The organism is Pseudomonadota bacterium (assembly GCA_030860485.1).
Lineage (GTDB): Bacteria > Pseudomonadota > Gammaproteobacteria > JACCXJ01 > JACCXJ01 > JACCXJ01.
The window spans coordinates 1-3,184 of sequence record JALZID010000021.1 but is presented as its reverse complement, the minus strand read 5'-3'; the positions used below and the strand labels follow the sequence as shown (position 1 = coordinate 3,184).

At 60.8% G+C, this 3,184-nt stretch carries 5 protein-coding genes; 3 read left to right on the top strand and 2 right to left on the bottom strand.

Features of this window, described 5'->3' with window-relative positions:
• Together M3461_00855 and M3461_00850 are read left to right on the top strand one after the other, a co-directional pair.
• Nucleotides 1-498, top strand: a 498-nt coding sequence (locus M3461_00855) for a transposase (protein ID MDQ3773029.1), incomplete at its 5' end; no start/stop codon positions are given.
• Between the two features lie 322 nt (nucleotides 499-820).
• Nucleotides 821-1,771 carry a hypothetical protein gene (locus M3461_00850; GenBank protein MDQ3773028.1) on the top strand — a complete coding sequence of 317 codons (951 nt, stop codon included), beginning with the start codon at nucleotides 821-823 and terminating at the stop codon, nucleotides 1,769-1,771.
• On the opposite strand, the gene M3461_00845 is transcribed toward M3461_00850, so the two are convergent.
• Nucleotides 1,752-1,946, bottom strand: a complete 195-nt coding sequence (locus tag M3461_00845; GenBank protein MDQ3773027.1) for a hypothetical protein — start codon at nucleotides 1,944-1,946, stop codon at nucleotides 1,752-1,754. The genes M3461_00850 and M3461_00845 overlap by 20 nt on opposite strands.
• Nucleotides 1,947-2,580: 634 nt before the next feature.
• Here M3461_00845 and M3461_00840 point away from each other — a divergent pair.
• A complete protein-coding gene (locus tag M3461_00840) occupies nucleotides 2,581-2,817 on the top strand; it encodes a DUF4143 domain-containing protein (protein ID MDQ3773026.1) in 237 nt (78 codons plus the stop codon).
• Between the two features lie 33 nt (nucleotides 2,818-2,850).
• Here the strand turns inward: M3461_00840 and M3461_00835 are convergent.
• Nucleotides 2,851-3,184 (bottom strand): hypothetical protein (locus M3461_00835; protein MDQ3773025.1); only part of this gene is annotated, 334 nt, incomplete at its 5' end.

The following is a 3,184-nucleotide window of genomic DNA, read 5'->3' as shown; positions in this document are numbered from 1 at the left end:
CGTGCCTCGAAGGTGCAGCAAAAAAGCCTCAAAACCCACATCGCCTGGTTGGACAAGCGCATCGAGGAGATCGATACCGATTTGAGGCAGCGGTTACGTGCAAGCCCCGCCTGGCGCACGAAGGATGACCTCCTGCGCAGCATTCCAGGCGTGGGAGCCACTACCTCCGCGACCCTGCTCGCCAAACTGCCCGAATTGGGCACCCTCGACCGCAAAGGGATCGCCGCACTCGCGGGCCTCGCCCCCCTGGCCAACGACAGCGGCAAACAACGGGGCAAGCGAGTCATCTGGGGCGGGCGTGCCGAGGTACGCTGCGTGCTGTACATGTCGGCCGTCGCTGTCATCCGATGCAATCCCGTCATCCACGCCTTCGCTCAACGCCTCAAGGTGGCCGGGAAACCCGCTAAGGTGGTTATCGTCGCCTGCATGCACAATCTACTCAGCATCATGAACGCCATGCTTAAATCCAACACACCCTGGAACCCTAAATTCGCTTGACAACAAACACGGTTGCCACCCATCTCGGTTTGCCCCCCGAGCACCGCCCCGAGCAGCGGCGCGGGCCTTCGATCGATTCCAACTGGCCTGATCCCCCACCGATCCCCGATCCCATCCGGTTCAGCCCCTGAGCCGACCCTCCCTGTTGACCGTCGCTCCCCCGAGACGCCAAAACGCTCCGAAACATACCGCCTCGGGCCGATGAAGGGCCCGATAATGCCCGATCCCAGGCCGAGGACTCGCATGCTTGACAGCTCATGAGCCCGGCAGTATAGTGCTCTTAATGAAAAAGGGCGTTTAAAATCCCGATTCCCAAAGCATCATGAAGGCATTTATAATCACCGCCACGAAGGGCCGCACGAAGGAAACGCAACGGCTTCTGGATTGTTTACAAAGGCAAACCTTCCAACCGACTTTCACCATCATTGCGGGTACCGAGCCGCGTGATCTGGAAGGCATCAGCAATCACCCGTGGATTGCCGCCGGTCATGGAGAAGCGATTGTATCGCCGAGGATGGGATCATGTGCGCAGCGGAATTTCGGAATGGAAATTCTGGAACAGCGCGGATACTTCGCGCCAGAAGCCGGCCGGTTTTTCTGCGTATTCGTCGACGATGATTATCGTCTGGCCGATGATTGGCTGGAACAGGCGGCGAAACGTTTTGACCAAGATAATATTGTTGGCCTCACCGGCCAAATTCTTGCCGATGGCGTACACGGTAATCCCGCCACCGTTCAACGCCCGCGCCGCGGCCTGACGGAAGATCAGGCAACGGATTTTATCAGCGGCAAAACACCACCGGAATCCCATTGGGCAAGCGGCCCGCATGAGAGGGATACGGCCAGCGTGTATGGATGCAATATGGCATTTGTCGATACCGTGGTCCGGCAAACGCGGTTCGATGAAAATCTGCCGCTGTATGGTTGGCAGGATGACCGCGATTATACCGTCATTGCCAAAAAGCTTGGCCGGGTGATTTACTTCCCTGGCTGTAAGGGCGTGCATCTGGGCGTCAAAAGCGGACGCACCAGCAGCGTTAAATTCGGTTATTCGCAGATTGCCAACCCGCTTTACCTCATGAAAAAGAAAACTATGGGGTACAGGATAGGCACCAGACTCATTATGCGGGCCCTGGCGGCCAATCTCATACGCGGCTTTCGCGACCATCCGGTTGTCGATTACCGGGGACGGTTGCGGGGTAATATGCGTGCTGTCTGGGATATCGTCTGCTTCCGCTCGGACCCCCGCCGCATCATCGACGGTAGTTTTTAAGCGCTATACGTTGACAATCCGGCCGGGCATAGTCCCCATGCTCGATCACCTGGGACACGGCGCGGTAGCCGCCGCGGATCAGGCGCTCGTATAGCGCGTCGCGATCCACGCGCTCGCCGGTGCGCAACATGAGCGTGTTCCCTTCGAGGAAGGATCGGGGTGGCAGGCGCTGCATGAAGGGTCGTCACCGAGGCGATCACGATGCCGCCCTTCACACCCGGCAGCTGGGCGCGCCTCTACGGCTCCGGGAAGGGCCTCGCCATCGCCGCGGCCGTGCGCCGTCATATCAATGTGAACGGCGGGGCGGTGCACACGAGATAGTCGGCGCGGAGTCACTGAATTAAAGTCGTATGATCGCGCTCTCTGCGCTGCCTTTGGAAAGTGATTGACCCGATCCATGGTTCCGTTTCCTGAAGGCCCCTGGGCGCCCGCCCGGCGCGCAATAGTATTGCGAGCAGAGCGTCTTTCCACCGAGCCGGGCCGCGCACGGCTCGGTTGAGGGGTGACCGGACGACGTGGGTGAGGGCCCGTTGTCGGAGGCCGGCAACACGCGAGGTGGAGCAGGTCGCGGGCACCCAAGCCGGCGTGCCGGTCGGTCAAGTCACGTGCCGCTGCGGTGATCGACGAGGCTCAGCGTCTCCCCGAGGTCTTTTCGATCCTACGCCACGTGACCGATCACTCACGTGGTAAAGGTCGTTTTCTCCTCCTCGGGTCTGCAAGCCCTGTCCTCATGCGCTCGGTCTCCGAGACCCTGGCCGGCCGCGTGGCGCTTCTCGAATTGACGCCGACTTCAGCCCTATCACGCCAACGTGCAGAAGCGCCTGACGAAGAGCGCAAAGATCTACTTGAGGGACTCCGGCTTGCTGCACTTCCTGGCCGGGCTGCGCCAGTCGCGGGAGCTAACGACCTGGCCCAGGCACGGAGCGTCGTTCGAGGGCCTGGTCATCGAGGAGCTTGCGGCACTCGCCGCGCGTCAGTTGGTTCGGCCCGAGCTTTTCTTTTGGCGGACACAGGCCGGGGCCGAGGTCGATCTGTCGATCTATTGATAATCGAAGGGCGGCGCATCCTCCCCATCGAGATCAAGCTGGGTGCAGCGGTGGACCGCTATGCAGCGGCGGGACTCCGCCAATGCATGAAGGGTGCGGCTCTTTTAGAACCTCTTCGAAGAGGTGGCTTGCCATCCGTGAGGGGTGGTTACGCTCCTGCTCTTGGGTCTTATGAAACGCCCAGTAGGCCTCGGTATCACCGCTGGAATGCAGCGACCGGAGCTGCAATACCGCCTCGGTGCTGCGCAGGCCCCAGCGTGCCCCGGTGATGTCCATGCGGTCGTTGACGAGGTGACGACAGGCCCCTTCGATGACCCCGGTGGCAATGGGGAAACCCTCGGCGAGATAGCGGTCGTAGCGCAGCATC

What these genes read in the sequence shown, in the direction of transcription:
- M3461_00850 (MDQ3773028.1), top strand. Translation starts at nt 821, where the DNA reads ATGAAGGCATTTATAATCACCGCCACGAAGGGCCGCACGAAGGAAACG.
- M3461_00845 (MDQ3773027.1), bottom strand. Translation starts at nt 1,946, where the DNA reads ATGCAGCGCCTGCCACCCCGATCCTTCCTCGAAGGGAACACGCTCATG.